Genomic DNA, 24,018 nt, shown 5'->3' on the forward strand with positions numbered 1-24,018 from the left:
CTCCGTCGATATGCGCTGCCGCGCCGGCGCGATGCAGCCGTTTCTCCCGGTGCTTCCGGCGGCTCGCAAGGCGATGCAGGAGACGGGACGGCTGACCGTCGTCGCGCTCGGCTCCTCCACCACGGCCGGCTCGGGCGCCAGCGCGGAGGACAGGAGCTATCCTTTCGTCCTGCAGACGGAACTGCGCCGGCGCCTGCCGGGAGCCGAAGTCCGGGTTCTCAACAAGGGCGTGGGCGGCCAGTCGGCCTACGATATGCTGCTACGCATGGATACCGATGTGATCGAGGAAAAGCCCTCGATCGTGATCTGGCAGACCGTGGTCAACGACGCGATCCGCGACATCGGCACGGAAAGGCTGACCAAGATCCTGCGCAAGGGCATCGCCAAGGCCCGCGCCGCCGGCATTGACATGATCCTGATGGATCTGCCGTGGCTGCCGCGGGAGGAGCGCTATCCGCAACTCGACGATTATCGGGCCGTGCTGGTGAAGACGGCGGAGCAGCAGGGAGCCGCCTTGTTCCCGCGCTATGCGATGATGAAGGGCTGGTCGCGTTCGAAGCAGTTCACCGAAGAGGAACTCGTCGGCATGGATGGGCTGCATCTCGTCGATGCCGGCTATCGCTGCCTCGCCTCGCGCATCGCCGACGGCATCGTCGCGGCCGTGGGGGACATTCGAATCCGCACCGTCAGCAAGAAAGCCGAAACGGTCGACTGAGGCGACGACAATGCGGAGCCCTCGAGTCCGATCTTCGATCGGCCCAGTGACGCTCCGGTGCTCAGGTTGACGACGGCGACCAGGCTATTTGGCCAGCACCTCGATATCGCGGTCGATGCCGGACTCAACCTTGAAATCGCGCGAATAGACCTGCCCCTCCTGCCGGGCGATCAGCACATAATCGCCCTCGGCGAGGATCACCTGCGGGAAGGCGCCGATCGCCTCGCGGATGACGTCGCCGCCCGGCGTCAGCACGCTGAAGGCGGTGCCGGCGAAGGCTTCCCCGCCGGCCGCCGCGACGAGCTTCAGCGTGACCTTGGCGGCGCGGTGATGCAGCGTCGCATCGGTGACCTTGCCGGTCTCGACGCGGACATCGGCGCGCTGGATGGCGTTGGAATCGCCATAGGTCGAGACGACGTGATAGGTGCCCTCGGGCAGGCGGATGAGATCGCCGGCCTTGGCCTCGCCGGTCACCAGGCGTCCTTCCGAATTGCCCTGGAGGGGTACGAAGACCTGGAAGGAGAGCAGCCCGGCCGGAATCGGCGCGTCGCCGATCGAGCCGGCCAGAGTCAACGCGCCGGCGCTGATCTGGACCTGATCGTTGACGCCCTGGGAGCCGAGGCTGATCCGCTTGGTGCCGCTGGCGAAGCCGTAAGCCGCGTGGACGATATAGTTGCCCGGCGGAAGCATGAAGTTCGGCGTGGCGTCGGCGGAGCGGGCAACGATGCGCGGGGCCGAGCCGTCCGCCGTCTCGCTCAGGATGCGCCAGTTCAGGCCGGAGCGGATCGGCTTGCGATCGCTGGCAAACTGGGCGGAGACAGCGAGGCGGGCGACCGCGGCCTGCGCGCCGGGCTGGTCCTGCACGCTCTGGGCGGCCGGAGGGGGCATGGTATCGACGGCGGGAGCCGGGGCCGGAGCCTGGGCCAAGGCTACCTGGGCGAAAGCGAGAGCAGGCACGAGCAAGGCCGCGAAGCGGCCGAGCCCGCCGATCTTGCGGCGGCCAGCTTCAAAGCCATCCAATTCAAACATGCTTTTCGTCCCTAGAGCCCTTGCGGTGATGTATGAGCAGGCTCGCTTGTCCTCATCATGGCGAAGGCATAGGTCTCGACCATCGCCATAGCCCGGATGTTTCATGACCGATACGCTCTCCCTGCTCAAGCTGCGTCGCTCGGTGCCGCCGCAGTTCCTCGCCGCTCCCGGACCCGAGGGGGCCGAACTCGGCGAGCTTCTCGCCATCGCCGCGCGGGTGCCCGACCATGGCAAGCTCGTGCCCTGGCGCTTCATCGTCTTCGCGGGCGAGGCGCGCGAGAAGGCGGCCGATGTCGTCGCGCGGGTCTTCCGCGAGCGCAACCCGCAGGCCAGCGCGGACCAGGTCGAATTCGAGCGCAAGCGCCTGACCCATGCGCCGGTGATCGTCGCGGTGGTGTCGCGGGCGCGCGAGCACGCCAAGATCCCGCTCTGGGAGCAGGAATTGTCGGCCGGCGCCGTCTGCATGACCTTGCTCGTCGCCGCCTATGCCAAGGGCTATGCCGGCTCCTGGCTGACGAACTGGTTCTCCTTCGACCGCGAGGTGCTGACGGCATTCGGCCTCGCCGCGGACGAGCGCATGGCCGGTTTCGTCCATATCGGCACGCCGACGGCGCCGATCACCGATCGCGACCGGCCGGTGATGGCGGACATCATCAGTTATTACGGAGCCTGACGCGATGATCTACTCGGCGACGCGGGAGGATCTCGGCTTCGCGCATGATCCGTTCAAGGCCATCGTCGCGCCGCGGCCGATCGGCTGGATCACGGCGCTCAGCGCGAAGGGGGAGGTCAATCTCTCGCCCTACAGCTTCTTCAACGCGATCTCCTCGCGGCCGAACCTCGTGATGTTCTCCTCGGAGAACAAGAAGGATGCGGTGAGCTTCATCGAGGAAACGGGCGAGTTCACCTGCTCGCTCGTCTCGGGCGCGCTGATGCAGCAGATGAACCTGACCTCGGCGCCGCTGCCGCGTGGGCAGAGCGAATACTCTCATGCCGGGCTCGAGATGGCGCCGTCCCGCCTCGTCAAGCCGCCGCGGGTCGCGGGCACGCCGGCTGCGCTCGAATGCAAATCCGTCTCGATCCAGCAGCTGCGCGACATCGACGGCAACGACGTGCCGCGCTGGATGGTGATCGGCCAGGTCCTCGGCATCTTCATTGACGATGCCTTCGTCAAGGACGGGCGCTTCGACACGGCTGGAGCCAATCCGATCGCGCGCTGCGGCTATGCCGACTATGCCGAGGTGACGAGCGTGTTCTCGCTCCAGCGGCCGGTGGGCGGGTAGGGCGGTCGTTGGGCTGCCGTCATTCTCGGGTCGAGCCCGAGCATGACGCCTCGTGGCCGCCGGCTTCAGCCCGCCAGCGGTCCCTTGACCCGGTAGTCGCCGAGCTCGGCGAGCGCGCGATTGATCGTCTCGGCGTCGAGGCCCGCGCCTTCCGGGAGCGTCAGGCGCGGCGGCTCCAGCGTCACCGTCGCGCCGGGTGAAAGCGTCGTCGCCGCGCGCTGGACGCGCGAGGCGCAGCCGCCGCAATGCATGCCCGATACCTCGAAAACCTGAGTCATTGGAATCGCCTCCGGCACATCATTCAGCCAGTTTCTGAGCGCGGGCCTTCAGACGCTCCGCCCTGATAAGATGGGGACGATCCAGCATTTCGCCATCGAGCCCGATCACGCCGGCGCCTGGATTGGCGGCGAAGAGCGCGATGATCTGCTCGGCCCTGGCGAGCGCTTCGGGCGAGGGCGCGAAGACCTCGTTGATGGGGGCGACCTGAGCCGGGTGGATCGCCATCTTGCCGGTGAAGCCGTCGCGCCGTGCCGCGAGGCACTCGGCCCGCAATCCTGCATCGTCGCGGAAATTGGTGAAGACGGTATCGATCGCGTCGATCTGCGCGGCGCTGGCGCCGAACAGGGTGAGGGCGCGGGCGAGGCGGTAGGGATCGGTATAGGAGCCGTCCTGCAGCCGGTTGGTCTCGGCGCCGAGATCGGCGGAGAGGTCCTCGGCGCCCCAGGTCAGCGCCAGCAGGCGGTGCGAGGCGCGGGCATAGGTGCCGAGCCCGAAGATGCCCTTGCCGTTCTCGGTCGCGATCGGGAGGATGCCGGTCGCGCCATCGGGCAGGTCGGCCTCCGCCTCGCGCACCGCGATCCTGGCGGCGAGGTGGCCGACATCGATGCCGCCTTCCGATTTCGGGAGCATGATCGCATCCGGCGCGCCGGGCATGACCGCGTCGAGATCGGCGTCGCTCATGCCGCTGGCGAGGCCGTTGATCCGCACGATCAGCAAGGGGCGCTTCGGCAGGGCGCGGGCCGCCTGCAGGAAGTCGCGCGTGATGGTGCGAGCCTGTGGCTTGGCGTCGAGCGCGATGGAGTCCTCCAGGTCGAGGATCAGCGCGTCGGCGCCGCTTTCCAGACCCTTCTGCTGCTTCTTCGGGCTGTCACCCGGCACGAACAGGAGCGAGCGCATCCGCGTCAGACCGCGATCGTGGCGGGGGCGGGGCGCTTGCGCATGAAGGCCTGGCGGCGGCACTGCGCGACCAGCGTGCCGTCCTGCTTGTAGGCCTTGTGAAGAAACTCGACGATCCCGGCATCGGGGCGCGAGCGCGACTCGCGCTTGGCGGCGATCTCGGTGGTGCAGTTCACGGTGTCGCCCTCGAAGAGCGGGGCCGGGAAGGTGACGTCGGTCATGCCGAGATTGCCGATGGTGGTGCCGACGGTGGTGTCGTTCACAGAGATACCGATCATCAGCCCGAGCGTGAACAGCGAGTTCATCAGCGGCTTGCCCCATTCGGTTTCGGTGGCGCAGAAATGCGCATCGATATGAAGGGGTTGCGGGTTCAGGGTCATGTTGGAGAACAGCATGTTGTCCATCTGCGTGACGGTCCGCGTCAGGCGATGCTCGATGACAGCGCCGATCTGGAAGTCCTCGAAATAGATCCCGCCGCGCTTGTGACGCTCCAGTTCTGCCATCGACCTTCTCCGCATTCACAAAGCCAGCACTGAGCCGGCGCGAAAGTGGTAAAGCGCGTTCCGCGGAGAGGGAAGCGGAAAGCGGCGGCGTTAAGGAACGGCAGGCGGCCTTAACCCTTCGCTTACCATAATGGAGGCAATCTTGTGGCGCGTCCCCGCAGCCTCGCGGCGAGCCGCGCCCGAGACCGTCGATGTTCCTTTTCACCACGCCGCCGAGCCGCGAGACCCAGCCCGCCGCCAACCCGGTCGTCAGCGCCATTCGCGAGGGCGCGGATCGGACCGGCGCGGGCTTCGACTATCTGCTCAAGACGGCGCAGCGGGAATCGTCGCTGACGCCGGACGCCAAGGCGAAATCCTCGAGCGCGACCGGCCTGTTCCAGTTCATCGAGCAGACCTGGCTGTCGATGGTGAAGCAGGAGGGGCCGAAGCAGGGCCTGCAGACCTACGCCGACGCCATCAACGACAGTGGCGGCCGGCTGACCGTCGCCGACCCGGCGCTGCGCGAGAAGATCCTGCAATTGCGCAACGACCCCCAGGTTTCCGCCGTCATGGCGGGTGCGCTGACCCAGAAGAACCGCGACCAGCTCGCTGGCGCGCTCGGGCGCCAGCCGCAGGCGGGCGAGCTCTACATGGCCCATGTGCTGGGCGCGCGCGGCGCATCCGATCTGATCCGGGCGGCCGCGAGCGATCCGAGCCGCATTGCGGCGCGCGACTTTCCCGAGGCCGCCGCGGCCAATCGCGGCATCTTCTACGACAAGGCCGGCCGGGCACGCAGCGTCCAGGAGGTCTATGGCGTGCTGGCGGCGAGCCATGCCAGCACCCAGCTTGCAGCGGCATCGACGACGAGCGGCAACGCAACGACGGAGGAGACGCCGGTCGCCGAGATCGCGGCGGCGCTGCAGCCAGGCCGCGCGCATGGGCTGATCGGGCTGTTCTCGACCGGGGGCTCGCGTGAGCCCGTCTCGAAGGCCGTCGCCAATCTCTGGACGTCGCCGCGCGCCAACGGCACCCGGACGGCCGCGCTGGACAGCGGCGAGCGTTATTTCCCACGGGTCAAGAACGACGCGGCATCCTCGGCTGCCGTGGACGGCGCGCGCTCCGGCGACGCCGGCGGTCAGGGCAGGGCGATGGCCGCGCCGCTGCCGCCCACCCGCCCGGCTGATCTTGCCTTGCCGGCGACGGGCTCCGCGCAGGCTGCCGGCAAGGCCAGGCGCGGGCCGCTCGACCTCTCGTCCTTCATGATCCAGCGGAGCGACGCATGATCGTTCGCCGCTTCCTGCTCTGGGCCCGCACGGCGCCCGCCGAGGCACGTGCCTCCGGCGCTGCCGCGCTCGCCGGCGCCTATCTGCGCTCCAGCCTCTCGCCGGAGGATCGCGCCGAGGCCGAGACGGCCCTGATCGCGCTGATCGACGATCCCTCGCCGTTGGTGCGGCGGGCCATCGCCGAGGAGATGGCGCCTTCGCCGCATACGCCGCGCAATCTCGCGCTCGGGCTGATCGCGGACCAGAGCGATGTCGCGGCCCTGATGCTGGCGCATTCCCCGGTGTTCACCGAGGCGGATCTCGTCGATGCGGCGGCCGTCGGTGACCTGCTCGCCCAGCGCGCCGTCGCCATACGCCGTTGCCTGCCCGCGGGCGTGGCCGCAGCTCTGGCCGAGGTCGGCGGCGAGGAAGCACTCCTGACGCTCGCCAATAACCGTACGGCCGAGATTCCCGATTTCTCCTTCGAGCGGATGATCGAGCGCTGCGGCGACAATGGCGCCCTTCGCGAGGCGCTGCTGGAGCGGCCCGACCTGCCGCCTGGCCTACGACAGGTGATCGCTTCCAGGGTTTCCGATGCGCTGGCGCATTTCGTTTCCGGCTGCGGCTGGCTGACGCCGGAGCGCAGCGCGCGGCTCGCACGCGAGGCGACCGAGCGCGTCGCGGTGGCGCTGGCCGCCGGCGGCGAGGCGACCGATGCGCCGGCGATCGTCGAGGTGCTGCGCGCGACCGGGCGGCTGACGCCCGGGCTGATGCTGCGCTCCCTCCTGAGCGGAGAACCGGCGCTGGCCGAAGCGGCCTTCGTCGCGCTGTCCGATCTGCCGCCGGGGCGTGTCGCCGCGCTGCTGCGCGACCGACGTGGGGCCGGCCTCAAGGCGCTCTGCCGCAAGGCGGGCTTGCCGCCCGCGCTGGAACTGGCCTTCGTCGCCGCCATCCTGGCGCTCAATGCGCGCGGCTTCGACGCGGGCGCGGCGCGCTGCGGCATCGACCGGGCGCTGCTGCGCGAGGTGCTTGCCGCCTGCGAGGCGATGGAGGGGCCGGAGGCCGACGCGCTCGTGGCGTTGCTGCGCCGCATGGACGCCGAGGCCGCGCGCGACGAGGCCCGGCTGATGGCGGATTCGCTGGCCGACGACGCGGCCTTCGCCTTGCTGGTCGAGGCCGATCCGTCCTTCCTGATCGAGCTCGAAAGCGGCGATCTGCGCGACGCGGCCTGAAGGCCCCTCAGTAGCCGAACTGCTCGCGCAGGATCCGCTCGTCCAGGCTGTGGCCGGGATCGTGTAGCATGACCAGATCGACCGTCCGGTCGATTTCGATCGAGACCGAGGAAACCTCGTCGATCTGTGTGTGGTCGGCCACCGCACTGACCGGGCGCTTGTCTGCCTCCAGCACGTCGATCGTCACCTGGGCATAGTCGGGCAGCAGCGCCCCGCGCCAGCGGCGTGGCCGGAAGGCGGAAATCGGCGTCAGGGCCAGGAGCGGCGCGTCGAGCGGCAGGATCGGGCCGTTGGCCGAGAGGTTGTAGGCGGTCGAGCCGGCCGGCGTCGCCAGCAGCACGCCATCCGCGATGAGCTCTGCGAGGCGAACCTGCCCGTCCACCGAAATCCGGAGCTTGGCGGCCTGATAGGAACGGCGCAGCAGCGAGACCTCGTTGATCGCCTTGGCCGCGACGCGGCCGCCTTGCCGGTCGACGGCCTGCATCGACAGCGGGTGGACGACGCTGCGCTGGGCCGCATCGAGCCGGCGGCTCAGGCCGCGTTCCTTGAACTCGTTCATCAGGAAGCCGACCGAGCCCCGGTTCATGCCGTAGATCGGCGTGCCGGTGCCGAGAAAGCGGTGCAGCGTCTGCAGCATCAGGCCATCACCCCCGAGCGCGACGATGACGTCCGCCTTGGCGGGGTCGGCATTGCCATAGCGCTCCGCCAGCTTCACGAGGGCGGCCTCGGCTTCCGGAGTTTCGCTGGCGACGAAGGAAATCGCGCCGAATCGCTCGGTCATGACGGGTCCTGAAGCGGCGGGCCTTGCGGCGTCACTGCCGATCTAGCACGGGGCGGGCGAAAGGCGCGAGACAGCCGGGCGACAAAAAAGGCCGGGCGAGCCCGGCCTCCCGTCACGCGGCGATGCGGCATCGCTCAGATCGCGGGGCTCCACTGCACGGGCACCATCTCGAAGCCGTTGCCGTCCTTGGCGATGAAGCCTGTGGCCGGGAAGGGCGCGTGGTAGAAGGCAACCTGCATGCGATCGGCCGAGACCATGTCGAGCAGCTTGCGGCGGGTCGCGGCGGCTTGCGGGCCGTCCATGTCGAAGACCGCCGACCAATCGGGATTGCGGACGAAGAGGGCGGGGTGGTTGGTCGTGTCGGACATGATCATCATCCGGCTGTCGCCGGAGGAGAGCGCGAAGACCGTGTGGCCGGGCGTATGGCCGGGCGCGGCGATCGGCGTGATGCCGGGCAGGATTTCCTTGCCGGGCTCGAACTGCCTGACATCCTTGGCAACGGGGCCGAAGACGCGTCGCACCCCGGCGAAGGCACCCTTCATGGCCTCCGGCGCGGCATTCATCTTCGCATCGTCCATCCAGAAGGCCCATTCGGCCGATGGCACCATGGCTTCCGCGTTCGGGAAGACGGCGGTGCCGTTCTTGAGGCGGAAGCCGTTGATGTGGTCGCCGTGGAAATGGCTGAAGATGACGGTCGAGACATCCTTCGGGTCGAAGCCAGCGGCCCTGAAGTTCGCCATCCAGGTGCCGGAGGTCGGCGCGCCGGAATCGCCGTTGCCGGTATCGATCAGCGTCAGCTTGCCGCCCTGCTGGATGGCGAGCGTGGTGAAGGTGATGTTGAGCGCGTCCTGCGACAGGAAGGCCCCGGCCATCGCCTTCTTCACATCGCTCAGCTCCGCATTGCGCACGAAACCCTCGAGCGGGCGCTTGGCGAAGCCGTCGTTGATCGCGGTCAAGGTGATGTCGCCCACCTTGTAGCGATAGAAGCCCGGAGCCTGTCCGCCGGCAGGGGTTTGCGCCTGCGCGGGAGGCACGGCCGGGAGGCCGAGCGCCGCCGTGGCGGCAAGCGCGCCGGCGCCGGCCATGGTCTTCCGTCGCGATAACCGAATGCTCTGCATGATTTTTTCTCCCTCGGGACGCGGGGGAAGGTAGCGGCCCGGCCGATGCGTTCAACCGCCACCGGCCATCCTGGGGTCAAGTTTTCGTGAAGTCTGACAATGGCGGAGGGCTAGACCTGATCCTCGGCATCGGGGCGGTGCCGTGCCAGGGCCCGCAGCATCGCGGCGCAGAGGGCGAGCGATCCCATCACGCCCTGCCCGGAGCACTCAGCCACAAGCGCCTGGAAGGCGAGACTGTCCTCGGAGGCGAAGCATTGCAGGCTCCAGCTCCAGCCCGGCGCCTTCTCGCGCAGCAGCGAGACGGCGATGTTGATGTCGGCGCTCACCGCGCCGAGCGATTTCCAGAAGCTGCCCTGCTGATAGATGCCACCGGCCGGGGTGCGCCGCGTGGCGAGCCGCGTCGGCTTGCGGCGGACCGTGAAACCCAGCGCCTCGTAGATCTCGGCGTCGAGCTCGCGATTCGGCTTGCTGGAAGCCTCGCAGCGCTCCGCCAGCGCCAGAAGATGATTCCGGTCGTCCATTCGTTCCGCGACGTCGGTTGACGGCATTCCGGCCTCCGCATGCGGCGGCCGGAACAGGTTGCTGCGGCATCCTACCGCATGGCGGGCGGCAGCGCCAAGCTGCGTCGGCACCGGGGCTTCACGACGTTCCGCCGGTTCCGCGGATCAGGGGCCGACGACGGCTCCTCGTGCCCTGCCACCGGGGACGCGGCAGGAACAGCCGATGCCGAGCGGCGCGCGCTCGTAGAGCGTGCACATCTTGACCGGGGTGCTGCAGCTTCCGCCCGTGCCGCCCGGCACGACGGCATAGGCCGGGTAAGCCGGATAGACGGGGTAAACAGGGTAATCAGGGTAGTAGTCCGGATAGGCGGGGTAGGTCGCCAGCGCGCCAATCGTCGCCGCGGCCGCGCCCACGCCCCAATAGGGGTAGCCGCCTCCGTAGCGGTAACGCGGCCCGTAAGAGCCGCGCCAGCCAAAGCCGCCGCTCCGGAAAGCCGCGCCCGGATAGAATCCACGATGGATACCGCGCCAGCCACCCCCGCCGCGCCAGGCTCCGCCATGCCAGCCGCCGGCGCGGAAGCCATGCCCGCCGAACTGGCGCTGGGCCAGCGCCTCGGTGCTGGCAGCAAAGAGCAGCGGCGTGACCGATGCCGCGATGAGAAGCAAGCGACGCATAGGCGCCTCCCGTACACACCTCACCCCGAAAGGAACAACTGCCGGCGCCCGCCGGAGTTCCTTCGACGCCACTGCGGTCAGTCGTCCCAGAACGGGCCGACCTTGCAGCGATAGCCGACGAAGCAGGCCGGCGTGTCGCGGCTCGGCACCCAGGCCGGGTCGATGAATTCGTCGAACTGGCAGAAGCTGCGATCCCGCACGAAGCGGTCATAGGTCTGGCCGCCGGTGCCGAGGACGATGGCGCCGCGCGAGAGCACATCCTGACGGCTTGCGGCGCAAAGGCGCGAGACGGTCGAAGGTCGCGATTGAGCGGCGGCGGCGTTCACGCTCAGGGCCAGGACGAGCATGGCTGCAAGGAACTTCATCGGGGCCTCCACGAGCGGCGTGAGGGATCGGTTCGCTGCCCGGCCGCCATCCACCAGCATTATATCACCGCCCGGCGGCGCCGGCTTGTCTTCCGCACAGATCGAACCGTGGTGGAACGCGCAGTGCGCCTGACGGGGCGGGGGCAGTGGCGACAAGAAGAAGGACTGGTGCCGGCGGAGAGGATCGAACTCCCGACCTTCGGTTTACAAAACCGCTGCACTACCGCTGTGCTACGCCGGCATCGCCATGTCCGACCTTTCAGGCCGGGTGTCGCCGCATCGGAAACAGGTTCGGATGCGGCGAGTAGCGGTTACCAGCCGATTGCGGCGAGGGCAAGCAGGCCGTTGCGCGACGGAGCCCGGCGGTTCGCAAGGCAGGGTCGGCTATGCTACCCCAACGAGCATGGATGCGTTTTCAGACCAGCAGGCCGTCGCGCGCTATGCCGAAGGGCCGCCGCGCCTGGTGCCCGGTTTCGACAGCCTGCAGCGTATGGTCATGCTCCTTCTCGCGGAGCATGCGTCCGACGACGCGCGGATTCTGGTTCTCGGCGCCGGCGGAGGGCTCGAGATCAAGGCTTTTGCAGAGGCACGGCCCGGCTGGCGGTTCGACGGGGTCGATCCGTCCGCCGAGATGCTGAACCTCGCGAAGGTGACCCTTGGCTCGCTGGCGGACCGGGTCTGCCTGCATCACGGGCTGATCGATCGCGCGCCGGAAGGGCCGTTCGATGCCGCGACCTGCATTCTGACCTTGCATTTCGTCGAGCGCGACGAGCGCCTGCGCACGCTCGGGGAGATCCGGCGGCGCCTGAAGCCCGGCGCCCCGCTCGCGGTCGCTCATTTCAGCTTCCCGCAAGGAGCCGGCGAGCGCGAGCTGTGGCTCGCGCGCTATGCCGCCTTCGCCGTCGCTTCCGGCGTCGAGCCGGCGCAGGCCGAGAAGGCGCGCGAGGCGATCGCAGGCCGCCTGCCGATCCTTGCTCCCGAGGAGGACGAGCAGCTCTTGCGCGAGGCCGGTTTTGGCGCGGTCAGTCAATTCTATATGGGCTTCGCGTTTCGCGGCTGGGTCGCCTACGCCTGAGCTGCAGTCACCCGCTGTTCAGCACGTCCGGCGTTGCGGAACGTTCGGGGTCTTCCCTGCACGAAAAAGCCCCGCCCTTGCGGGCGGGGCCTGAAACGTCGCCCTCAGGCGGCGATCATTGCAGGATGTTGCGATCCTTGGTTTCCGGCAGGAAGAGCAGGCCGATCACGAAGGTGCCGAGCGCCACGATGATCGGATACCACAGGCCGGAGAAGATGTTGCCGCTTGCCGCCACGATGGCGAAGGCGGTCGGAGGCAGGAAGCCGCCGAACCAGCCATTGCCGATGTGGTAGGGCAGGGACATGCCGGAGTAGCGGATGCGGGTCGGGAAGAGTTCGACCAGCAGGGCCGCGATCGGCCCGTAGACCATCGTGACGAAGAGCACGAGGATGAACAGGATGCCGACGGCCTGGAGGGCGCGGCTGCTGGAGAGCAGCTCACCGATCGAGGGCGTCTTCAGGATGCTCGGATCGCCCGCCTTCGGATAGCCGGCAGCCTGGGCGGCGGCCGTGAGTTCGGCGGCTCCGCTTGGCACGTCCTTGCCGTTGATCGTCGCCTTGAGCGGCGACCCAGCCGGCCCGGGCACCAGATCGTAGTGGATCGAGTTGGTGGCCAGCGCGCGGCGCACGACGTCGCAGGGCTTGGTGAAGGTGCGCACGCCGACGGGGTCGAACAGCGTGCCGCACTCGGCCGGATCGGCCGTGAGGACGAGCTTCACGTTCTCCGTCGCGTTGATCAGGTTCGGATTGGCCGTCTTCGCCAGCATGGTGAAGAGCGGGAAGTAGGTCAGTGCCGCGATCAGGCAGCCTGCGAGCAGGATGGGCTTGCGGCCGATCTTGTCCGAGAACCAGCCGAAGAAGATGAAGAACGGCGTGCCGAGCAGCAGGCCGAGCGCGATCAGCAGGTTGGCGGTCGTGCCGTCGATCTTCAGCGTCTGCGTCAGGAAGAACAGCGCGTAGAACTGGCCGGTATACCAGACGACGGCCTGGCCGGCCGTGCCGCCGAACAGCGCGATGAGGCCGATCTTGGCGTTCTGCCAGTTGCCGAAAGCTTCCGAGAGCGGCGCCTTCGACTGCGTGCCCTCTTCCTTCATCTTCACGAAGGCCGGCGATTCAGCGAGCTGGAGGCGAATCCAGATCGAGAAGCCGAGCAGGATGATCGAGAGCAGGAACGGAACGCGCCAGCCCCAGGCCGCGAAGGCCTCCGGCGACATGCTGAGGCGCAGGCCGAGAATCACGATCAGCGACAGGAAGAGGCCGACCGTCGCGGTCGTCTGAATCCACGAGGTGTAGAAGCCGCGCCGTCCCATCGGGGCGTGTTCGGCGACATAGGTTGCGGCGCCACCGTATTCGCCGCCGAGCGCGAGGCCCTGCAGCAGGCGGCAGATGATGAAGGCCGTCGGCGCGAGGTAGCCGATGGTCTGGAAGCTGGGCAGCAGGCCGACCACGAAGGTGGCGAGACCCATGACGGTCATCGTGACCAGGAAGGTGTATTTGCGGCCGATCATGTCGCCGAGGCGGCCGAAGAACAGCGCACCGAAGGGGCGCACCGCGAAGCCGGCCGCAAAGCCGAACAGCACGAAGATGAACTTTGCCGTGTCATTGTCGCCCGGCACGAAGGTCTGGGCGATGTTGGCGGCCAGCGAACCCGCCAGATAGAAGTCGTACCACTCGAAGACCGTGCCGGCCGACGAGGCGATGATGACCTTTCTTTCTTCCTTGGTCATCGGTCGAGGGGCGGCCCTCGAATCCGATGCTTGCGATGCCATGCTCATGGCGTTTGCCTCCCTTGGTGAATCCGCGTGCGGTCGGTTGTCCCGGCCGGTTCCTCGGGGCGCGGTCCGTCTTCGTTGGAGACGGTGTCCGCGCCGCCGGAATGGTGGGAAATCCCGCCATTCCGGGTTGAATCAAAGGTTTGCGCGCGGAATGTCGCAGGTGCAATCAAGCACTTGGTCTTGCACCGTTCGTCTTAAGACTATCGGAGGAACGGTGCAGGGCGCCAAATCGAGGCGCGCATGGGCTGGTCAGGCGCCATGGCGCCACTATACTGCGAAGGTGGAGGCTTGACGAGATGCGGATGAGGAAGCGCGCCATGGCGTTGCGTATCATCGGCCTGTCCTGCGGTCTGCTGCTGGCGGCCGGACTATCCGTCGGCGAAGCCAGCGCCGCGGGGCGAGGCGGCGGTTTCGGGGCGGCGCCTGGCCCAAAGGCGATGGGTTTCGTTCATCGCTCCGGCACGGATTCGGCGCGAATCGGGCGGCATCCCCGCATGGCCGGTCACGGCTTCCGCCATGGCGCGCATCGCCGCTGGTCCTGGGCCGGGCCGGGCTATGCCGATCCATGGCTGTTCTATCCGGCGGACGACGCGACGGTCGCGGTGATCGAGCGACCCACTGAGACGGTGAAGCCGGTCGATCCCGATTCCTTCGAGAACCTGACGGCGCGGGCCGGCATCCGCCGGGAGCCGACGCCCGAGCCGACGATCTATCGGCTGGAGGGATCGCGCCTGCGGCCCGTGGCGCGGGTCATCCGTATCGGCGAGGCCGAGCCGCAGGGCGGCCGGCGGACGCGCTTCGCCCATGCCGAGACGGGCGCGCTGCTGCTGACCGTGCCGCGGCGCTGAACCGAATCAGCGGCGCCGGCTTGCCGCGTAAAGGGCGATCGCCGTCGCGTTGGAAACGTTGAGGCTGGTGATCGCGCCGGGAACCTCGAGCCGGGCGACATGGTCGCAGAGCTCGCGGCTGCGCTGGCGCAGGCCCTTGCCCTCGGCGCCCATCACCATGACGAGCGGGCGGCGCAGCGCGACATCGTCGAGCGTGACGTCGCCGTCCGAATCGAAGCCGACACGCAGGAAGCCGCGTTTTCCCAGCGTATCCAGTGCGTCGCCGAGATTGCGCACGGCGATGAGCGGGACATGTTCCAGCGCGCCGGAGGCCGATTTCGCCAGCACGCCGGTCGCGGCCGGCGAATGGCGGATGGTGACGATCACCGCGGCGGCGGCGAAGGCGGCGGCCGAGCGCAGGATCGCCCCGACATTGTGCGGATCGGTGATCTGGTCGAGCGCGAGCACGACGGCATCGTCGGGCAGACTGTCGAGATCGGGCGAGGGCAGGGGATCGCAGACGAGATAAAGGCCCTGATGCACCGAATCGGGCGTCAGCAGCCGGTCGATCTCCGAGGGGCGGACCAGCTCGGCCTCGACCGGGAGTTCGCCGATCTCCTCGCGCAGGCGGCGTAGCGCGTTCTCAGTGGCGAGCAGCCGCCGGAAGCGCCGCTGCGGGTTGCGCAGGGCCTCGACGACCGGGTGGACGCCGTAAAGCACGGCTTCGTCGATCTCGCCGGGGCGGTGCGGCGGCGGGGCGCCGGTGCGGCGGGCAGGACCGCCGGGCCGCTTGCCGCCGGGCCAGGCCTGTTTGGGACGGAAGGGCGGGGCCATCGCTTTCTCCAGAATTCTTCCGCCTGCCGTGCCACGGCACGGCGCGCTTGACCAGCGCGGAACGCAGCGCGCCCTCTTCCTCGACCATGAAAGGCCTGAACAATGGCAGATGCCAGCCATCGCTTCGTCGTCATCACCGGCGGTCCTGGCTCCGGCAAGACCACACTGATCGAGATGCTCGCGGCATCCGGACACGCCGTCATGCCGGAGGCGGGCCGGGCGGTCATCCGCGAGCAGATGGCCGCGGGCGGGAACGGGTTGCCCTGGGCCGATCGGGCGCGCTTCGCCGAACTGATGCTGGCGCATGATCTGCGCAGCCATGCGGCGGCGAAGGACCAACCCGGCTTCGTCTTCTTCGACCGGGGCATTCCGGACATCGCCGGTTATCTCGGCCTGTGCGGGCTGCCGGTGCCCGAAACCATCGGGCGCGCCGCCGAGGCGTGCCGCTATCGCGAGACGGTGTTCATCGCTCCATTCTGGCCGGAGATCTTCAAGCAGGATGCCGAGCGCAGGCAGGATCCGGCCGAGGCAAAGCGGACCTATGAGGCGATGGTGGCGACCTATCCGCGCTATGGCTACCGGCTGCTTGAGCTCCCGCGCGCCAGCGTTGCGGATCGCGCGGCGTTCGTGATGCGCCATCTGGCAGCGGAGGCATGAGCGAGCTTGCGCTTTCCGACAGGGAATTTGCGGCCGTGGCCTTTTTGCCGTTGACACGTCGCGGCCCGGTCACCATAAGTCCGGCCGCGCCTGCCGGTCGTCATGTGAGTGACATATCGGTGGCCCGCGGCTCTGAGAGCCGGTCATGGGCGCAGGCGGGGGAATGTCCCGAGCGGCAAAGGGGGCGGACTGTAAATCCGCTGGCTATGCCTTCGCAGGTTCGAGTCCTGCTTCCCCCACCACCTTTTTCCTAGGCACTTGAATTCCCTTCTTTTTAGCGGCGTTCCCCGCACCTGATGATGAGGTGCGGGAATAGACGTTCTTTTCGGTTCCGGAATCAGGAGCGACGCGGCCTCTTCTGCGAGACGCTGTCGGTTCGCTGTCTTGGTGTAGAGCGCCGCCATGCCGCGACCGCTCCAACCGAAATCGCGTCGAGCTGAGCGTCGGAAGCGTCATGGTTCGCGGCTCTCGTGACGCCCGCCTTCCGCAGACCATGAGCTCGACCGGGGACATCAGCCGCGACGCAGGCGTCGGCCAACCAGTTCCCAAATCCTTCCTTGCTCATTGCCGTGCCGTCAGCCTTCGCGCGCGGGGGCGTCAAAGCGCGATCTTTGCGCCTGACTGCCGGGTAAGGACACGATCCGAAAATGACGGCCGGTTTTCGCAGAGCAAATCAGGTCTCTTGCGCGATCACGTTTGAATAGGCCTTGGCGGCCCGTAGGATGTGATCGCGCAGGATGCGACGGAGATCGTCCCGGCTGCCGGAGCTGAATGCCTCGACGATCTCGCGATGCTCCAGGAAGGACGTATCACGCTCCCAGGAGCGGTCGACGGACAGATGCGCACGCAGCGCCGCCACCTGCCAGGAGATGGTGGCGAAGGCATTCGCGACGAAAAGGTTGCCGCAATTGCGGAAAAAGACCGCGTGGAAATCAGTGTCGCTGCTGGCATAGGCTGTGCCGTCCTGCTCGCGATGCGCCGTTTCCATGATCGTCAGTACGGTTTTGAGCTCCGCCTCGGTATTCTCCGCGGCGCCGTCGAGGCAGAGCATGACCGCCTCGGTTTCCAGCATCAGCCGAAAGCCCGCAAGCTGCTTCACATCCTCCAGCGAGGGGTCGAAGACGAAGGCGCCGCGATTGGGCACGATGGTGACGAGGCCGAGCGCGGCAAGTCTTGCGAGCGCAGCCCGCAGCGGCGTGCGGCTGACGCCGAGCGCCAGCCCTGTCTCGTCCTCGGGTAGGGCATGGCCGAAGGGCAGCTCGGCGTTGACGATGGCGTCGCGCAGGCGCTGTTCGACCATTTCCGCGAGCGAGCGCGGATGCTCCAGCGCCGTGAGGCCGGATGCGCGGTCGCTCGTTTGGGAACGGGGCTTGGTCGGGCGGCGGCTGGGATACATGGCTGGGCTCAGGCGTAGCGGCTCAGGCCGAGCACGCCTTCGTAGTCATGGATCGGCAAGAGCGCTTCGGCCCAGGCCGCCGTCGAGCCGTTCTGCTTGAGGTCCGAAGCGAAGCGCTGCATCAGCCGAGCATAGGCCAGCGTCGACGACAAGGGGAAGGCCAACAGCTTGAAGCCGATCGATTCGAAGGTCGCGGCATCCAGGGCCGGCGTGCGTCCGTCGACCGAGTTGAACATCAGCGGCGCGTCGATGCTGCGCACGGCAAGACGCATCTCCTCCTCGCTCTGCAGCATCTCGATCAGGACAAGGTCGGCGCCGGCTTTCGCATAGGCCTGGCCCCGCGCGATCGCCTCGTCGAGCCCGAGCACAAGGCGGGAGTCGGTGCGGCCGATGATCAGCAGGTCCGGATCGCGACGTGTCTTCACGGCATGGCGGATCTTTTCGGCATGCTCCTCGGTGGAAACCAGAGAAAGCCCACTCATGGCGCCGCATTTCTTCGGCGTCACCTGGTCTTCCAGGTGCAGCGCGGCGACGCCGGCCGCCTCGTATTCCGCGATGGTCCGCGCGACATTGTTGAGATTGCCGTAGCCGGTGTCGGCATCGGCAATCAGCGGCACCGAGATGCTGCCAGCGATCGCGCGGGCGCGGCTCGCCATCTCGGTCAAGGTCAGAAGGCCGAGATCGGGAGCGCCCAGCATCGCTGCGGAAAGCCCGTTCCCGGTCATGTAGACGGCCTCGAACCCGGCCTGTTCCAGAATTCGCGCCCCCAGCGCGTCATGACAGCCCGGAGCGACCACGATTCCGGGCCCGGCCAATTTCTGCCTAAGCGTCCGCATCTAATTTGTGTCCTGTGTCCTGTATACAATTGTTGCGACGATATGAAGCGCATGCTACGAGCCTGTCAACAACGGCGCTGAGCAAGCGCGTAAAGGAGGAAACAGGTCATGCTAGCGAGAGCGCAGCCGAGCGTTTCAAGCGGTCTGCCCCCCGCCCTTGCGGCGGCGCTGGAAGGGCTGCTCGGACGGCGCTTCACGACCTCCGCCGCCGACCGCGAGCATCATGGCCGCGGGGAATCCTATCATGCCGGCCTCGCTCCCGATGCGGTCTGTTATGCCGGCACGACCGAGGAGGTCGCGGCGATCGTGCGGCTCTGCGCCGTCCATCGCACTCCGATCGTGCCCTTCGGCGCCGGCACCTCGCTGGAGGGGCACGTGACGGCCGTCCGCGGCGGGGTCTGCATCGATCTCAGCCGCATGAATGCCGTGCTGTCCGTCCGGCCGGAGGATCTCGATGCGACCGTGCAGGCAGGCGTGACGCGCCAGCAGCTCAACAGCGATCTGCGCGATCTCGGCCTGTTCTTCCCGATCGATCCGGGCGGGGAAAGCACCATCGGCGGCATGGCGGCGACGCGTGCCTCGGGCACCAATGCCGTCCGCTACGGCACGATGCGCGAGAACGTCGTCTCGCTGACGGCCGTCACGGCCGAAGGCGAGATCATCCGCACCACGCGGCGCGCCCGCAAATCCTCGGCCGGCTACGACCTCACCCGCCTGCTCGTCGGCTCGGAAGGCACACTGGCCATCATCACCGAGGTGACGGTGCGGCTCTACGGCATTCCCGAGGCGATCAGCGCGGCGGTCTGTTCGTTTCCCGCCGTGTCGAACGCCGTCGATCTCGTCGTCGCGGTGATCCAGAGCGGCATCCCGGTCGCCCGTGTCGAACTGCTCGACAACACCACCGTGCGGGCCGTCAACCTGTACAGCAAGCTGGCGCTGAACGAGGCGCCGACGCTTTTCTTCGAGTTCCACGGCTCGCAGGCCGGAGTCTGCGAGCAGGCGGAGACGGTGGAGGCGCTGGCGGCGGATTTCGGCGCGCTCGGCTTCATCGCGGCGGCCGATGCCGACAGCCGCAACCGGTTGTGGAAGGCCCGGCACGACACCCATTATGCCGTTCAGGCCTTGCGCCCGAATGCCAAGCTCTGGAGCACCGATGTCTGCGTGCCGATTTCGGCGCTGGCGCCCTGCATCGCGCAGACGCAGGCGGATATCGCCGATGCTTCCTTCCCGATCAGCATGGTCGGCCATGTCGGCGACGGAAATTTCCATCTCGGTCTGCTGATCGACCCGTCAGATCCGCGGGAGTTGGCGGAAGCGGCCGCGATCAACGACCGGCTGGTGCGTCGCGCGCTGGAGCTCGACGGCACCTGCACCGGCGAGCACGGGATCGGCAGCGGCAAGATCAAGTTCATGCGGCTCGAGCACGGCCCGGCCGTCGAGATGATGCGCAAGGTCAAGCAGGCGCTCGACCCTCTCGGCATCCTGAACCCGGGCAAGGTCCTGCCCGAAGACTGAGCCTTTCTCGAAACACAACGAGCCCGGCGCCAAGCCGGCCGAACACCATCAGCGGAGGAACATCATGAGCAGCTTTACCACCCGCCGGAGCTTCGTGGCCGGCGCGGCCGTCATTGGCATCTGCGCGCCCACCATTCTGCGTGCGGCCGCGCCGATCTCGCTGCGTGTCTCGTCCGCCGCGCCGGCCGACAAGTTCGGCGCGCATTATCTCTGGTACAAGCCCTTCTCCGAGCAGATCGCCAAGCTCGCCGGCGATCGTATCAAGCTCGAATATTTCCCCAATGGCCAGCTCGGCAAGGAAGCCGACGTCGTCAACCAGGTGAAGGTCGGCTCGGTCGACATGATGCTGACCGGCGCCTCGATCTGGGCCACGGTCGTGCCCGAATTCGGCATGCTCGACCTCGGCTTCCTCTTCAACAGCTACGACCATTGCTCGAAGGCGCTCGATGCCGGCGTCGGCCAGGCCTATGACAAGATGCTGGCCGACCGCACGGGCGTGAACATCCTGGGCTGGGGCTTCCAGGTCGGCGCGCGCAGCATCTACACCAAGAAGCCGATCGCCAGCGTTGCGGATCTCAAGGGCGTCAAGCTGCGGGTGCTGCCGACCAAGGCCTTCATCGACACTTTCAACATCATCGGCGCGACACCGACGCCGATCCCGATCAACGAGCTCTACACCGCCGTGCAGACCGGCGTCGTTGACGGTTTCGAGCACGATCCGGGCACGACCATCGCCTATAAGCTCTACGAGGTCACCAATCGTGGCTTCCTCACCCGGCACATCTACACGCCGATGCTCGCCTATATCGGCAAGCGCGGGCTGGCCAAGATCCCTGCCGATCTGATGCCCGCCTTCCGCCAGGCGGCGGACGAAGCGACGCGCATCTCGCGCATGGAGGTCAAGGACGTCGAGGCAGAGGCGTTCACCGATCTCAAGGCCAAGGGCATGGTCTATACCGAAGTGCCGCCGGCCGAGATCGCCGAACTCAAGCGGCGCACGGCCGACGAGCTCTACAAGCCGTATCTCGCGCAGTACCCATCCACCGCCCCGCTCTTCGAGAAGATCCAGGCCTCGGCCTGACGGCTCTTTCCGGCAACCAAGACCGCCGGCCACGCCGGCTCTCTGGAGGATCAGCGCATGGACGCCGTCGCAACCGCCGGCAGCGCGCTCGAATCGCGCCTGCCGCAGGACCGCTTTGCCGCGCGGGTCCTGTTCTTCATCGAGCATCTGGGCGGCGCGATCCTCGCGATCGACGTGGCCGTCGTCTTCCTTTCGGTCGTCTTCCGCTATTTCCTGCATGCGCCCTTCGACTGGGCCGAGGAGGTGGCGGCGGGGTTGATGACGACGATGGTGTTCATCGGCGCCGGCAGTGTGCTCGCCCGCTCGCAGCATATCGGCATCGAGGTGCTCGTCCTGATGCTGCCGCCGAAAGGGCGCGCGATCGCCGCGGCGGCGGCCGCCTGGATCACGCTGCTGGTCTCGGCGACGCTGCTGGTTTCGAGCGCGCAGCTCTTCGAGGACACCGCCGGCCAGTTGACGCCGACCGGCCTGCCGCAATGGATCTTCCTTCTGCCGGTGCTGTTCGGCGGGTTCGTGATGGCGGCCTTCGCCGTCGCCAATGTGCTGAAGCTGCCGGCCGGGCCGCGCTGGACCGCGCTCTTCCCCTTGCTGGCCATCGGCGCGGCGATCGCCGGCTGGAACACGCTGCTGCCGCAGTTCGCGCTGGCGCCGATCCATCTTCTGACGCTCGCGGCGGTCGGCGGCCTGCTGATCGGCGTGCCGATCGCTTTCGCGCTCGCTTTCGGCGCCATGGCCTATTTCCTGGCCGATCCCTCGCTGCCCATGCTGATCTGGGCGCAACAGGTCGCCTCCGGCGCCAATCATTTCGTGCTGCTCGCCATTCCCTTCTTCGTGCTGGCCGGGCTGACGATGGAGAGTAACGGGATGTCGTCGCGCCTCATCGAGCTGCTGCTGCGGATGATGGGCCGGCTGAAAGGCGGCATGAACCTCATCGTCATCATTGCTACGGCGCTGTTCTCTGGCGTGTCGGGCTCCAAGCTCGCGGATATCGCGGCGGTCGGCGGCGTCATCATGCCGGCCGTCCGCAAGACCGGTCAGGACGAGAACGAGACGGCCGGCTTGCTCGCCTGCACGGCCGTGATGGCCGAGACCATTCCCCCTTGCGTCAACCTCATCATCTTCGCCTTCGTCTCGAACATCTCGATCGGCGGGCTGTTCATGGCCGGCCTCGTTCCGGCCGGGCTGATGGCCGCGGCGCTCGCCGTCGTCGCGGTGATCTACGGCACCCGCGTCGATGTCGAGAAGGTCTTCGTCGGCGGCACCAAGCGGCCGATGCTGCCGCTGATCATGGGCGCAGGCGTCACACTGGCAATGATCCTCATGATCGGGCGCGGCGTCACCGCCGGCATCGCGACCTCGACCGAGATCTCCGCCTTCGCCGTGGTTTATGCCTTCCTGATCGGCGGGCTCGCCTTCCGCGAGCTGAGCTGGCGGCTGATCGTGCAGCTCTTCGTTCGCTCGGCAGCGATGACGGGAAGCATTCTCTTCATCGTCGCGGCGGCGTCGAGCCTGTCCTACGCCATCACCATCGAGCGCATCCCGGACCAGATCTCGACGCTGATGATCGGCGTCGGCCATGCGGTCGGTCCGATCGGCTTCATCCTGGTCAGCGTTGTCGTGATGGCCTTCTTCGGCATGATCCTGGAGGGGGCGCCCGCTCTCATCCTGTTCGGCCCGCTGCTGACGCCGATCGCGATCAAGCTCGGCATCAACCCGCTGCAATTCGGCACGATCATGGTCGTCGCGATGGGGCTCGGCTTCTTCGCCCCGCCGATCGGCGTCGGCCTGTTCGCCACCGCGGCGATGACGGGCACCAAGGTCGAAAACGTCACACGCCCAATGATGAAGTACATCGCCGTGCTGATCGTTGCGCTGCTGGCCCTCGTGGTCTTCCCGGTCTTCTCGCTCTGGCTGCCGCGCTATCTGGGCATGACGGGTTGAGCCTTTGCAGCCGAAAAACGAGCCGCCCACTTGCGTTGGCGGCTGTCGAGAAGCGTCAGAGGCAGACTTCGAGCCAATGCCCGAAAGCTGCCATTCGTGTGGATAGCGCCCTCGACCTGCTGCTCAGAGCGCGAACCATCACGCCGTTCGCCCGAGGCCAGACGGCGCCTGCACCATTCAGCTGCTGCAACGGTTTCTCGCCTCAGCGCTTGATCGCAGGGCAGGTGCTCTGGCTCAAGGGGCGGAACGCCTGATCACCGGGGATCGTGGCGACGAGGTCGTAGAGATCCCACTCGCTCTTCGACTCGGCAGGCTGCTTGGCACGGAAGACGTAGAAATCATGGACCATGCGGCCGTCCTCGCGCAGCTTGGCGTTGCGGACGACGTCGTCCTCGATTGGCAGTTCACGCATCTTGGTGATGACCGTCTTCGCCTCGTCTGACTTCGCGGCCGCCACCGCCTTGAGATAATGCCGCACGGAGGAGTAGATCCCGGCCTGGATCGCCGAGGGCACCGCGCCGTGCTTGGCCTTGAAGCGCTCCGAGAAGGCGCGGGTGCGGTCGTCGAGGTTCCAGTAGAAGCCCTCGGTCAGCACCGTGCCTTGCGCCGCGGCGAGGCCGACGCTCTTCACGTCCATCGCGGTCAGGAAGAAGGCGACGAGCTTCTGCTTGTCCTGACCGATGCCGAAATCGCGCGCCGTCTTGATGCCGGCGACGGTGTCGCCGCCGGCATTGGCGAGCGCGATATAGTCGGCACCCGAGCCCTGTGCCGTCAGCAGCTGCGAGGAGAGGTCGACGGCCGGAAAGGCGTGGCGGACGGAGCCGACATAGGTGCCGCCCTTGGCCGTGACCAGCGTCTTGGCATCGGCCTCGAGCTGGTGGCCCAGTGCATAGTCGGCCGTGACCAGGAACCATTTCGTGCCGGGCTTGGTCAGGTAGTTCGCGACGCCGGCGACCTGGACATAGGTGTCCCACATCCACTGGACGATATGGTCGGGTTGGCAGGCATCGCCGGTCAGGCGGGCCGTGCCGCCCGGGAACAGGCCGACGCGGTTCTTCTCCTTGAGCAGCGGCGGGATGGCGAGCTGCAGCGAGGCGTTCGACATGTCGGCAAGGACGTCGACGCCCTGCCGGTCGATCCATTCGCGCGCGATGGTCGAGCCGACATCCGGCTTGTTCTGGTGATCGGCCGAGACGACCTCGATCTTCATGCCGGCGCATTCCGCCTTCAGGCAATCGTCAACCGCCATCTGCGTGGCGACGATCGAGCCCTTGCCGGTGATGTCGGAATAGACGCCGGACATGTCGGTGAGTACGCCGATCTTGACGGTGCCGCCGGAGATTTCGGCCTGGGCTGCGGTCGCGAGACAGAGCGCCGAGACGCCGGCGAGCGCGGAGACGATGCGTTTCATGGTTCCTCCCGAATTCTATTCTGCGAATTCTGTTCTGATTGAAGCGTGATGTG

Annotated in this window: 25 protein-coding genes and 2 tRNA genes; 12 read left to right on the top strand and 15 right to left on the bottom strand. The window is 67.5% G+C overall.

Features of this window, described 5'->3' with window-relative positions; translation table 11 throughout:
• Positions 1–31 precede the first annotated feature (31 nt).
• Complete coding sequence (locus tag IED13_RS20970) at positions 32–715, top strand: SGNH/GDSL hydrolase family protein (protein ID WP_162720219.1); 684 nt, start codon at positions 32–34, stop codon at positions 713–715.
• An 84-nt stretch (positions 716–799) separates the two neighbouring features.
• Here IED13_RS20970 and IED13_RS20975 read toward each other — a convergent pair whose 3' ends face one another.
• On the bottom strand, positions 800–1,744 hold the full coding sequence (locus IED13_RS20975; RefSeq protein WP_248312695.1) for a hypothetical protein: 945 nt from the start codon (positions 1,742–1,744) through the stop codon (positions 800–802).
• Positions 1,745–1,847: 103 nt separating this feature from the next.
• Between IED13_RS20975 and IED13_RS20980 the strand changes: the two genes are divergently transcribed.
• A complete protein-coding gene (locus tag IED13_RS20980; RefSeq protein WP_038358413.1) occupies positions 1,848–2,417 on the top strand; it encodes a nitroreductase family protein in 570 nt (189 codons plus the stop codon).
• A 4-nt stretch (positions 2,418–2,421) separates the two neighbouring features.
• Positions 2,422–3,027 (top strand): flavin reductase family protein, encoded by a 606-nt coding sequence (locus IED13_RS20985; RefSeq protein ID WP_191125348.1) that lies wholly within the window; start codon positions 2,422–2,424, stop codon positions 3,025–3,027.
• Positions 3,028–3,092: 65 nt separating this feature from the next.
• Here the strand turns inward: IED13_RS20985 and IED13_RS20990 are convergent, their stop codons facing one another.
• The 3 genes from IED13_RS20990 to IED13_RS21000 are packed head-to-tail and all read right to left on the bottom strand — an operon-like array spanning position 3,093 to position 4,706.
• Complete coding sequence (locus IED13_RS20990) at positions 3,093–3,305, bottom strand: heavy-metal-associated domain-containing protein (RefSeq protein ID WP_113253617.1); 213 nt, start codon at positions 3,303–3,305, stop codon at positions 3,093–3,095.
• Positions 3,306–3,324: 19 nt separating this feature from the next.
• Entirely contained in the window at positions 3,325–4,203 is an 879-nt protein-coding gene (locus IED13_RS20995; protein ID WP_191125349.1) for an HpcH/HpaI aldolase/citrate lyase family protein, read from the bottom strand.
• A gap of 5 nt (positions 4,204–4,208) precedes the next feature.
• Positions 4,209–4,706, bottom strand: coding sequence for a MaoC family dehydratase (locus tag IED13_RS21000; protein WP_038358405.1), 498 nt, complete (start codon positions 4,704–4,706; stop codon positions 4,209–4,211).
• A 191-nt stretch (positions 4,707–4,897) separates the two neighbouring features.
• On the opposite strand from IED13_RS21000, the gene IED13_RS21005 reads away from it, so the two are divergent.
• A complete protein-coding gene (locus tag IED13_RS21005) occupies positions 4,898–5,968 on the top strand; it encodes a lytic transglycosylase domain-containing protein (protein ID WP_191125350.1) in 1,071 nt (356 codons plus the stop codon).
• On the top strand, positions 5,965–7,179 hold the full coding sequence (locus IED13_RS21010) for a DUF2336 domain-containing protein (RefSeq protein WP_191125351.1): 1,215 nt from the start codon (positions 5,965–5,967) through the stop codon (positions 7,177–7,179). Before IED13_RS21005 ends, IED13_RS21010 begins: the two co-directional genes overlap by 4 nt.
• A gap of 7 nt (positions 7,180–7,186) precedes the next feature.
• Here the strand turns inward: IED13_RS21010 and IED13_RS21015 are convergent, their stop codons facing one another.
• The 6 genes from IED13_RS21015 to IED13_RS21040 all read right to left on the bottom strand — a co-directional run bounded on the left by IED13_RS21015 (position 7,187) and on the right by IED13_RS21040 (position 10,859).
• Entirely contained in the window at positions 7,187–7,960 is a 774-nt protein-coding gene (locus tag IED13_RS21015) for an NAD kinase (RefSeq protein ID WP_038358403.1), read from the bottom strand.
• Positions 7,961–8,094: 134 nt separating this feature from the next.
• Entirely contained in the window at positions 8,095–9,045 is a 951-nt protein-coding gene (locus IED13_RS21020) for an MBL fold metallo-hydrolase (RefSeq protein WP_248312696.1), read from the bottom strand.
• A gap of 143 nt (positions 9,046–9,188) precedes the next feature.
• A complete protein-coding gene (locus IED13_RS21025; RefSeq protein WP_133563429.1) occupies positions 9,189–9,626 on the bottom strand; it encodes a hypothetical protein in 438 nt (145 codons plus the stop codon).
• Positions 9,627–9,743: 117 nt separating this feature from the next.
• Positions 9,744–10,253, bottom strand: coding sequence for a hypothetical protein (locus IED13_RS21030; RefSeq protein ID WP_191125353.1), 510 nt, complete (start codon positions 10,251–10,253; stop codon positions 9,744–9,746).
• A 77-nt stretch (positions 10,254–10,330) separates the two neighbouring features.
• Entirely contained in the window at positions 10,331–10,618 is a 288-nt protein-coding gene (locus tag IED13_RS21035; RefSeq protein ID WP_038359879.1) for a hypothetical protein, read from the bottom strand.
• 166 nt (positions 10,619–10,784) lie between these two features.
• Positions 10,785–10,859 (bottom strand) — tRNA-Thr (locus IED13_RS21040).
• Between the two features lie 162 nt (positions 10,860–11,021).
• On the opposite strand from IED13_RS21040, the gene IED13_RS21045 reads away from it, so the two are divergent.
• Positions 11,022–11,693, top strand: a complete 672-nt coding sequence (locus IED13_RS21045) for a class I SAM-dependent methyltransferase (protein WP_191125354.1) — start codon at positions 11,022–11,024, stop codon at positions 11,691–11,693.
• Between the two features lie 115 nt (positions 11,694–11,808).
• On the opposite strand, the gene IED13_RS21050 is transcribed toward IED13_RS21045, so the two are convergent.
• Positions 11,809–13,419 (bottom strand): MFS transporter, encoded by a 1,611-nt coding sequence (locus IED13_RS21050; RefSeq protein ID WP_248312697.1) that lies wholly within the window; start codon positions 13,417–13,419, stop codon positions 11,809–11,811.
• A 365-nt stretch (positions 13,420–13,784) separates the two neighbouring features.
• On the opposite strand from IED13_RS21050, the gene IED13_RS21055 reads away from it, so the two are divergent.
• Complete coding sequence (locus tag IED13_RS21055) at positions 13,785–14,315, top strand: hypothetical protein (protein WP_112764595.1); 531 nt, start codon at positions 13,785–13,787, stop codon at positions 14,313–14,315.
• 6 nt (positions 14,316–14,321) lie between these two features.
• Here the strand turns inward: IED13_RS21055 and rlmB are convergent, their stop codons facing one another.
• On the bottom strand, positions 14,322–15,128 hold the full coding sequence (rlmB, locus tag IED13_RS21060) for a 23S rRNA (guanosine(2251)-2'-O)-methyltransferase RlmB (protein WP_038358395.1): 807 nt from the start codon (positions 15,126–15,128) through the stop codon (positions 14,322–14,324).
• A 102-nt stretch (positions 15,129–15,230) separates the two neighbouring features.
• Here rlmB and IED13_RS21065 point away from each other — a divergent pair, with 102 nt between their 5' ends.
• Positions 15,231–15,785: an AAA family ATPase gene (locus tag IED13_RS21065; protein WP_191125355.1), complete on the top strand. Its 555-nt coding sequence runs from the start codon at positions 15,231–15,233 to the stop codon at positions 15,783–15,785.
• Positions 15,786–15,942: 157 nt separating this feature from the next.
• Positions 15,943–16,027, top strand: a tRNA-Tyr gene (locus tag IED13_RS21070).
• A 431-nt stretch (positions 16,028–16,458) separates the two neighbouring features.
• Here the strand turns inward: IED13_RS21070 and IED13_RS21075 are convergent.
• Entirely contained in the window at positions 16,459–17,181 is a 723-nt protein-coding gene (locus IED13_RS21075) for a GntR family transcriptional regulator (RefSeq protein WP_191125356.1), read from the bottom strand.
• An 8-nt stretch (positions 17,182–17,189) separates the two neighbouring features.
• Positions 17,190–18,017 (bottom strand): isocitrate lyase/PEP mutase family protein, encoded by an 828-nt coding sequence (locus IED13_RS21080; protein WP_191125357.1) that lies wholly within the window; start codon positions 18,015–18,017, stop codon positions 17,190–17,192.
• A gap of 108 nt (positions 18,018–18,125) precedes the next feature.
• Here IED13_RS21080 and IED13_RS21085 point away from each other — a divergent pair, with 108 nt between their 5' ends.
• The 3 genes from IED13_RS21085 (at position 18,126) to IED13_RS21095 (ending at position 22,554) form a co-directional block, all read left to right on the top strand.
• Positions 18,126–19,532, top strand: coding sequence for an FAD-binding oxidoreductase (locus tag IED13_RS21085; RefSeq protein ID WP_112764598.1), 1,407 nt, complete (start codon positions 18,126–18,128; stop codon positions 19,530–19,532).
• 64 nt (positions 19,533–19,596) lie between these two features.
• Positions 19,597–20,613, top strand: coding sequence for a TRAP transporter substrate-binding protein (locus IED13_RS21090; RefSeq protein ID WP_038358390.1), 1,017 nt, complete (start codon positions 19,597–19,599; stop codon positions 20,611–20,613).
• A 57-nt stretch (positions 20,614–20,670) separates the two neighbouring features.
• Positions 20,671–22,554 (top strand): TRAP transporter large permease, encoded by a 1,884-nt coding sequence (locus tag IED13_RS21095; RefSeq protein ID WP_112764599.1) that lies wholly within the window; start codon positions 20,671–20,673, stop codon positions 22,552–22,554.
• A 202-nt stretch (positions 22,555–22,756) separates the two neighbouring features.
• On the opposite strand, the gene IED13_RS21100 is transcribed toward IED13_RS21095, so the two are convergent.
• Entirely contained in the window at positions 22,757–23,965 is a 1,209-nt protein-coding gene (locus IED13_RS21100) for an ABC transporter substrate-binding protein (RefSeq protein ID WP_191125358.1), read from the bottom strand.
• Positions 23,966–24,018: the final 53 nt, after the last annotated feature.

Source organism: Allobosea spartocytisi, from assembly GCF_014764685.1.
Classification (GTDB): Bacteria; Pseudomonadota; Alphaproteobacteria; order Rhizobiales; family Beijerinckiaceae; genus Allobosea; species Allobosea spartocytisi.

Coding starts and splice junctions, on each gene's coding strand:
- IED13_RS21075 (WP_191125356.1), bottom strand. CDS start 17,181: ATGTATCCCAGCCGCCGCCCGACCAAGCCCCGTTCCCAAACGAGCGAC.
- IED13_RS21085 (WP_112764598.1), top strand. CDS start 18,126: ATGCTAGCGAGAGCGCAGCCGAGCGTTTCAAGCGGTCTGCCCCCCGCC.
- IED13_RS20990 (WP_113253617.1), bottom strand. CDS start 3,305: ATGACTCAGGTTTTCGAGGTATCGGGCATGCATTGCGGCGGCTGCGCC.
- IED13_RS21010 (WP_191125351.1), top strand. CDS start 5,965: ATGATCGTTCGCCGCTTCCTGCTCTGGGCCCGCACGGCGCCCGCCGAG.
- IED13_RS21050 (WP_248312697.1), bottom strand. CDS start 13,419: ATGACCAAGGAAGAAAGAAAGGTCATCATCGCCTCGTCGGCCGGCACG.
- IED13_RS21045 (WP_191125354.1), top strand. CDS start 11,022: ATGGATGCGTTTTCAGACCAGCAGGCCGTCGCGCGCTATGCCGAAGGG.
- IED13_RS20985 (WP_191125348.1), top strand. CDS start 2,422: ATGATCTACTCGGCGACGCGGGAGGATCTCGGCTTCGCGCATGATCCG.
- IED13_RS21035 (WP_038359879.1), bottom strand. CDS start 10,618: ATGAAGTTCCTTGCAGCCATGCTCGTCCTGGCCCTGAGCGTGAACGCC.
- IED13_RS20980 (WP_038358413.1), top strand. CDS start 1,848: ATGACCGATACGCTCTCCCTGCTCAAGCTGCGTCGCTCGGTGCCGCCG.
- IED13_RS21080 (WP_191125357.1), bottom strand. CDS start 18,017: ATGCGGACGCTTAGGCAGAAATTGGCCGGGCCCGGAATCGTGGTCGCT.
- IED13_RS21055 (WP_112764595.1), top strand. CDS start 13,785: ATGGCGTTGCGTATCATCGGCCTGTCCTGCGGTCTGCTGCTGGCGGCC.
- IED13_RS21000 (WP_038358405.1), bottom strand. CDS start 4,706: ATGGCAGAACTGGAGCGTCACAAGCGCGGCGGGATCTATTTCGAGGAC.
- IED13_RS21020 (WP_248312696.1), bottom strand. CDS start 9,045: ATGGCCGGCGCCGGCGCGCTTGCCGCCACGGCGGCGCTCGGCCTCCCG.
- IED13_RS21095 (WP_112764599.1), top strand. CDS start 20,671: ATGGACGCCGTCGCAACCGCCGGCAGCGCGCTCGAATCGCGCCTGCCG.
- IED13_RS21065 (WP_191125355.1), top strand. CDS start 15,231: ATGGCAGATGCCAGCCATCGCTTCGTCGTCATCACCGGCGGTCCTGGC.
- IED13_RS21030 (WP_191125353.1), bottom strand. CDS start 10,253: ATGCGTCGCTTGCTTCTCATCGCGGCATCGGTCACGCCGCTGCTCTTT.
- IED13_RS21005 (WP_191125350.1), top strand. CDS start 4,898: ATGTTCCTTTTCACCACGCCGCCGAGCCGCGAGACCCAGCCCGCCGCC.
- IED13_RS20975 (WP_248312695.1), bottom strand. CDS start 1,744: ATGTTTGAATTGGATGGCTTTGAAGCTGGCCGCCGCAAGATCGGCGGG.
- IED13_RS20995 (WP_191125349.1), bottom strand. CDS start 4,203: ATGCGCTCGCTCCTGTTCGTGCCGGGTGACAGCCCGAAGAAGCAGCAG.
- IED13_RS21090 (WP_038358390.1), top strand. CDS start 19,597: ATGAGCAGCTTTACCACCCGCCGGAGCTTCGTGGCCGGCGCGGCCGTC.
- IED13_RS21015 (WP_038358403.1), bottom strand. CDS start 7,960: ATGACCGAGCGATTCGGCGCGATTTCCTTCGTCGCCAGCGAAACTCCG.
- rlmB (WP_038358395.1), bottom strand. CDS start 15,128: ATGGCCCCGCCCTTCCGTCCCAAACAGGCCTGGCCCGGCGGCAAGCGG.
- IED13_RS21025 (WP_133563429.1), bottom strand. CDS start 9,626: ATGCCGTCAACCGACGTCGCGGAACGAATGGACGACCGGAATCATCTT.
- IED13_RS20970 (WP_162720219.1), top strand. CDS start 32: ATGCAGCCGTTTCTCCCGGTGCTTCCGGCGGCTCGCAAGGCGATGCAG.
- IED13_RS21100 (WP_191125358.1), bottom strand. CDS start 23,965: ATGAAACGCATCGTCTCCGCGCTCGCCGGCGTCTCGGCGCTCTGTCTC.